General features: G+C 32.6%; 5 protein-coding genes. 3 read left to right on the top strand and 2 right to left on the bottom strand.

Features of this window, described 5'->3' with window-relative positions:
* The 3 genes from KAR67_RS06080 to KAR67_RS06070 all read left to right on the top strand — a co-directional run.
* Positions 1–154, top strand: a 154-nt coding sequence (locus KAR67_RS06080) for a motility associated factor glycosyltransferase family protein (protein WP_192801067.1), incomplete at its 5' end; no start/stop codon positions are given.
* A gap of 96 nt (positions 155–250) precedes the next feature.
* Entirely contained in the window at positions 251–1,972 is a 1,722-nt protein-coding gene (locus KAR67_RS06075; protein ID WP_162284650.1) for a flagellin, read from the top strand.
* Between the two features lie 147 nt (positions 1,973–2,119).
* Complete coding sequence (locus tag KAR67_RS06070) at positions 2,120–3,850, top strand: flagellin A (protein ID WP_162284651.1); 1,731 nt, start codon at positions 2,120–2,122, stop codon at positions 3,848–3,850.
* Positions 3,851–3,880: 30 nt separating this feature from the next.
* Here KAR67_RS06070 and KAR67_RS06065 read toward each other — a convergent pair whose 3' ends face one another.
* Entirely contained in the window at positions 3,881–5,767 is a 1,887-nt protein-coding gene (locus KAR67_RS06065; RefSeq protein WP_162284652.1) for a motility associated factor glycosyltransferase family protein, read from the bottom strand.
* Positions 5,764–6,983 (bottom strand): motility associated factor glycosyltransferase family protein (locus tag KAR67_RS06060; protein ID WP_192801066.1); only part of this gene is annotated, 1,220 nt, incomplete at its 5' end. The genes KAR67_RS06065 and KAR67_RS06060, both read right to left, overlap by 4 nt.

The following is a 6,983-nucleotide window of genomic DNA, read 5'->3' as shown; positions in this document are numbered from 1 at the left end:
TGCTTATCGTGGAAAAATGATTGCTGATGTATTAAAACTTCATATACAAGATAAAACGCATTTCATCACAGCTTATATTAAAGCTTACCATGAATGGTTGCTTTATTTTATAGAAAAACTAGAGCAAAAATACAAGTCTTTGTCAAAAGTATGAAATTTTGACACCAAAGTATAAAATATTTTTTTGATTGCACGATATAGCATTTAACAAGTTCATGGATGAGCTTGAAATTTTTTAAAAGGATTTAAAATGGGATTTCGTATTAACACCAATGTTGCAGCTTTAAATGCAAAAGCAAACGCTGATTTAAATAGTAAAAGTTTAGATGCTTCTTTAAGCAGACTTAGTTCAGGTCTTAGAATCAACTCCGCAGCAGATGATGCTTCAGGGATGGCGATAGCAGACAGTTTAAGATCTCAAGCTAATACTTTAGGTCAAGCTATATCTAATGGTAACGATGCTTTAGGTATCTTGCAAACTGCTGATAAGGCTATGGATGAGCAACTTAAAATCTTAGATACAATCAAAACTAAGGCAACTCAAGCGGCTCAAGATGGACAAAGTCTAAAAACAAGAACTATGCTTCAAGCAGATATTAACCGTTTAATGGAAGAACTTGACAATATCGCAAATACTACTTCATTTAACGGTAAGCAACTTTTAAGTGGAAATTTTATCAATCAAGAATTTCAAATCGGTGCTAGTTCAAATCAAACTGTAAAAGCTACCATAGGAGCAACTCAATCTTCTAAGATAGGTTTAACACGCTTTGAAACAGGAGGGAGAATTTCAGCTAGCGGTGAAGTGCAATTTACTCTTAAAAACTACAACGGTATAGATGATTTTCAGTTTCAAAAAGTTGTGATTTCAACTTCAGTTGGAACAGGACTTGGAGCCTTGGCAGATGAGATCAATAAAAATGCTGATAAAACAGGTGTTAGAGCTACTTTTACGGTAGAAACTAGAGGTATGGCTGCAGTTAGAGCTGGAACTACTTCAGATGACTTTGCTATCAATGGGGTAACTATAGGTAAGGTAGATTACACAGATGGTGATGGAAACGGTGCTTTGGTTTCTGCAATCAATTCGGTTAAAGATACTACCGGAGTTGAAGCTTCAATCGATGCTAATGGACAACTTTTGCTTACTTCAAGAGAGGGTAGAGGGATTAAAATTGATGGTAATATAGGTGGAGGTGCCTTTATCAATGCTAGCATGAAAGAAAACTATGGTCGTTTATCTTTAGTTAAAAACGATGGTAAAGATATTTTAATCAGCGGTAGCAATCTTTCTTCTGCAGGCTTTGGTGCAACTCAATTTATCTCTCAGGCTTCTGTTTCTTTAAGAGAATCAAAAGGACAGCTCGATGCTAATATCGCTGATGCTATGGGATTTGGTTCTGTAAATAAAGGAGTTATGCTAGGTGGCTTTTCTACTGTTACTGCTTATATGAGTAGTGCAGGAAGTGGATTTTCGGCAGGTTCAGGTTATTCTGTAGGTAGCGGTAAGAATTATTCTACAAGTATATCTGGAATTGCAGTAGCCTTTTCAAGTGGATCGGGTCTTTCTGCAGTATACAATGTTTCTGCAGGTTCTGGTTTTTCTAGTCAAAGCGGACTTTCTCAGTTTGCAACCATGAAAACTTCAGTTCTTGGAGTAAAAGATGAAACCGCAGGTGTTACTACACTTAAAGGCGCTATGGCTGTGATGGATATAGCTGAAACAGCTATAACAAATCTTGATCAAATCAGAGCAGACATTGGTTCAGTGCAAAATCAAGTTACATCAACTATAAACAACATCACTGTTACTCAAGTAAATGTTAAAGCAGCTGAGTCACAAATCCGTGATGTGGACTTTGCAGCCGAGAGTGCAAACTACTCTAAAGCAAATATCTTAGCTCAAAGTGGCTCTTATGCCATGGCACAGGCTAATTCTGTTCAGCAAAATGTTTTAAGATTGCTACAGTAGTTTAAAAAAAGTTGCAATATATACAAATCCAAGCCTAGTTTAATACTAGGCTTTTTTATTTTAAACTCTAAAATTTTTTAATCAAACTAAAACTTGGAACACTTCTTGCTTTAATCTTTTCGATGCAATATTTTGAAAGGATTTAAAATGGGTTTTAGGATAAACACCAACATCGGTGCATTAAACGCACATGCAAATTCAGTTGTTAATGCTAGAGAACTGGATAAGTCTTTAAGCAGACTTAGTTCAGGTCTTAGAATCAACTCCGCAGCAGATGATGCTTCAGGGATGGCGATAGCAGATTCTTTGCGTTCACAAGCAGCTACTTTAGGTCAAGCTATAAACAATGGTAATGATGCTATAGGTATTTTACAAACTGCTGATAAGGCTATGGATGAGCAACTTAAAATCTTAGATACAATTAAAACTAAGGCAACTCAAGCAGCTCAAGATGGACAAAGTTTAAAAACAAGAACCATGCTTCAAGCAGATATCAACCGTTTAATGGAAGAACTTGACAATATCGCAAATACTACTTCATTTAACGGTAAACAACTTTTAAGTGGAAATTTTATCAATCAAGAATTTCAAATCGGCGCAAGTTCAAATCAAACTATAAAAGCTACCATAGGAGCAACCCAGTCTTCTAAGATAGGTTTAACACGCTTTGAAACAGGAGGAAGAATTTCATCTAGTGGCGAAGTGCAATTTACTCTTAAAAACTACAACGGTATAGATGATTTTCAGTTTCAAAAAGTTGTGATTTCAACTTCAGTTGGAACAGGACTTGGAGCCTTAGCTGAAGAGATCAATAAGAGTGCTGATCAAACCGGTGTTAGAGCTACTTTTACGGTAGAAACTAGAGGTATGGCTGCAGTTAGAGCTGGAACTACTTCAGATACTTTTGCTATCAATGGGGTAACTATAGGTCAAGTAGCCTATGAAGATGGTGATGCTAATGGAGCTTTAGTTTCTGCAATCAATTCAGTTAAAGATACTACAGGAGTTGAAGCTTCAATCGATGCTAATGGACAACTTTTGCTTACTTCAAGAGAGGGTAGAGGGATTAAAATCGATGGTAATATAGGTGGAGGTGCCTTTATCAATGCTAGCATGAAAGAAAACTATGGTCGTTTATCTTTAGTTAAAAACGATGGTAAAGATATTTTAATCAGCGGTAGCAATCTTTCTTCTGCAGGCTTTGGTGCAACTCAATTTATCTCTCAGGCTTCTGTTTCTTTAAGAGAGTCAAAAGGAAGATTTGATGCTAATATCGCTGATGCTATGGGATTTGGTTCTGTAAATAAAGGAGTTATGCTAGGTGGCTTTTCTACTGTTACTGCTTATATGAGTAGTGCAGGAAGTGGATTTTCGGCAGGTTCAGGTTATTCTGTAGGTAGCGGTAAGAATTATTCTACAAGTATATCTGGAATTGCAGTAGCCTTTTCAAGTGGATCGGGTCTTTCTGCAGTATACAATGTTTCTGCAGGTTCTGGTTTTTCTAGTCAAAGCGGACTTTCTCAGTTTGCAACCATGAAAATTTCAGCAGGTAACTCTCTTGGAGTAAAAGATGAAACAGCAGGTGTTACTACACTTAAAGGCGCTATGGCTGTGATGGATATAGCTGAAACGGCTACAACAAATCTTGATCAAATCAGAGCCGATATTGGTTCGGTGCAAAATCAACTTCAAGTGACTATAAACAACATCACTGTTACTCAAGTCAATGTTAAAGCAGCTGAATCAACCATAAGAGATGTAGACTTTGCAGCTGAAAGTGCAAATTTTTCTAAATATAACATCCTTGCGCAATCAGGTTCTTATGCTATGAGTCAGGCTAATGCAGTGCAGCAAAATGTTTTAAAACTTCTTCAATAATTTCTTAGATGCTTTTATGCATCTAAGCTTTTAAAGTACTTTTTTCTTTTCTAAAAAGTCTTGCAAGGGCAAAATCGCAATCTTAAGTCTTTTATCTTGGACTTCTAAAAGCTCTATGATATTTTCTATCAAAGCTTCGTGTGCATAAACCCAAGCAAAAAGTTTATTTTGTTTATCAGATTCATCTTTGATATCTTTAAGATATAAAGGCGTTAATATACTTTGTTCGTGATGCAAAGTAGGGCCTAAAATTTCTTGCAAAAAGAGATATTTTTTATTTGAAAGTTTTTCTTTGATTTTGTCTATATTCTGGTTTATTTGTTCAAGAGAGAGCTTGTTTTTTCCATGGGTAAGATTGTGAATTTGTTTTTGAACTTTTTTACACTCTTTTTTAAAATTCAAGGATAGATTCATATTTTTTTTGATTTTTTGATAGATTTTTAATCCGAGTTTTACTTGTTCTTTAGTATTTAAAACTTGTAATTTTTTAAATTTTTTATCTTTTTTATTTTTGAGTAAATCTTCACAAAGTTCTTTAAAAGGTTTTTCTATAGCGCTTTCTATCCTAGCACCTCCTTGGGTGCAATTATAAGTTTTACTTTTGCTAAAAGCAATGAAATTTTCAAAAATTTGTCTAAAAAGTGTCCAAATTTCAGAACTTTGAACTTTGCCATTTCCTCCATAAGCTGTAGTGCTAAATCTATCTAAGTCCCTTTCATAGTCTCCATTGTGTAAATTAGCATGGATAAAACCTTGAGAGTGTGTTTGCCCATCTTTGGCATAAGCTAAATCCTGACCTATGAGAATGATGTTTTTATGTCCTAAATTTTCAGCCAGTCCATAAGCCATGTGAGATACACTCATACCTCCGTTAATATATCCATAATCGTCTAGCCCCAAGCATCTAGCAAAAGGCTGGCCTTTTATAATTAAAATGTATTTTCTTTTATTTTTTTCAAGATAAGAAATGGTTTTTTTATGCACCAAAGAAGCTACTAGAAAAATGATGTCTTTATCAAATTCCCCAAAATCATTATTAAAACATTCAGCTACTATTTCATCGCGTTCCAACATACAAACATAATCAGGCTTTATACCATGTTTAGCTAAAATAGGATAAGAAGAATCTGCACAAAAAATCGTAGCTTTGCTAGCATATTTTTTTAATAAAGGCAATTGTTTAGTAAGAGATGGTCCTGTAGAAACAATGATAGCTGTATCACTTACACCCTTTCTTTTAGAAAGTAATTCTTTATAACTAGGATGGGTAATCATTTGAGGAAGATTATAAACAAATTGTTCTATACCTTGAAGAGCATCTTTTGGATCATTACCACGCATAAGATTGTGATTTTTGATGATTTGCATATTGAGTTTATTAAGTTTTAAAATATCTTCTTTATAGTGTTCATAAAAATCATTAGCAATGTGTAGGTTATAAGAACGATAAAACAAATCCCCTATCAAACGAAAAACTTTATCCATTTTAGGAAGATTAATATCATCATGATGTAAAATAATGAGTCGCCCTAAGCTTAAATCTTTGCTAAAATCTATGAAATTTAAAGCCAAAAAGATAAGTTCTAATTCTTTTTCAAAGATGATTATTCTTTTAAGTGTTTGATTTTGAAGTAGAATTTTATATAAAATTCCATTTCCAAAACCATAAAAAAAAAGCACAGGATAGCGTGCAAAATCTTTAAAATATTCTAAATTTTTTTCAAGCTCTTTGATGGGATCTTGATACATTTTTTTTAAATTTCTTTTTTTTATGATATTGATATCAAGATTATCTTTTCCTTGAGTGAAAGTAAATTCTCTAAGCTCTTTTAGATCCTCAAGTTTTTTGCGTAAGTTGTTATACTCAAAACCGCTTAAAGCTTTTAAATTTTTGTTAAAATTATTTTCTTCTCTCACCTTCTCACCCTTTCCATCCATTTATCTAATTTTCTTTCTTTAAGTTTTTCTTCTAAAGGAAGTATATTTTTAATCAAAGCATTTTCTTGTGCTTTAATATGTCCATAAACTAATTCCATAAATTCTAAATGTTCTTTTATCCAAAGAATACTTTTATTAAAAGCATCTTCTTTGGTTTTAGGATTTAAGACATAAATTCTAGCAAGATTAAGTTCAAATTGGATTAGCAAAGGACTTAAAATTTCATATAAATCTTGCATTTGTTTTATATCTTCAAGTTTATTTTTAAACTCATCTATTTTTTCAATAGCTAAATTGATATCCTCTTCTTTTTCATTTAAACTCAAATATACACTTTGTATTTTTTCAAAATCATTGCTGAGTATTTTACTAAAATCTCTACAATGCTTAATACTTTTACAAACTTTATAATAAGCCTTAAGTAAAAACTCATTTTGTTTATTTAAACTTAAAGGTTCTAATTTTTCAAAAGGTTTATTTAAATCTTTATCAAGCAAATTCTCACAAGCCCATAAAAAAGGTTTTTCTATGGTTCCTTCTATCCTTGCTCCACCTTCGGTGCAGTTGTAGGTGGTGATATTAAATAATTTTTGAAAATAATTAATATCATTTTCAAAAATTAGTCGAAACATAGTCCAAATTTCAGAGCTTTCAACTTTTCCGTTACCTCCATAAGCTAAACATTGAAATTTGCCCTTATCTCTTTGAAAATGTCCTTCATGTTTATCAAGATTTTTATAATCTTTAGTATGGGAAAATCCATCTTTTGCATAAGCTAAATCCTGTCCTATGAGAATAATGTTTTTATAGTTTAAATATTCTGTAAGTAGGTAGCTCATATTTGCTACACTTTTGCCCATGTTAAAATATCCAAAATAATCTAATTTTAAATATTGTATAAAACTTGCATAAGTGGATACAAGTATAAAAGCTCTATTATTTTTTTGAAGATATTTGATAGTGTGAGGATGTGTAACAGATTTAACAATAAACATAATATCCTTATCAAATTCCCCAAAATCATTGTTAAAAAATTCAGAAGTTAAAGGAATCCTTTCCAAAGAAAGCACATAATCAGGCTTTATACCATGTTTAGCTAAAATAGGATAAGAAGAATCTGCACAAAAAATCGTAGCTTTGCTAGCATATTTTTTTAATAAAGGCAATTGTTTAGTAAGAGATGGTCCTGTAGAAA

The sequence above is a fragment of the Campylobacter sp. JH32 genome (assembly GCF_017846535.1).
GTDB classification, from domain to species: Bacteria; Campylobacterota; Campylobacteria; order Campylobacterales; family Campylobacteraceae; genus Campylobacter_D; species Campylobacter_D coli.
This window is presented reverse-complemented; position numbering and strand designations above follow the sequence as displayed.

Excerpts from the sequence above, each read along its gene's own strand:
- KAR67_RS06070 (WP_162284651.1), top strand. The coding sequence starts at position 2,120 with ATGGGTTTTAGGATAAACACCAACATCGGTGCATTAAACGCACATGCA.
- KAR67_RS06075 (WP_162284650.1), top strand. The coding sequence starts at position 251 with ATGGGATTTCGTATTAACACCAATGTTGCAGCTTTAAATGCAAAAGCA.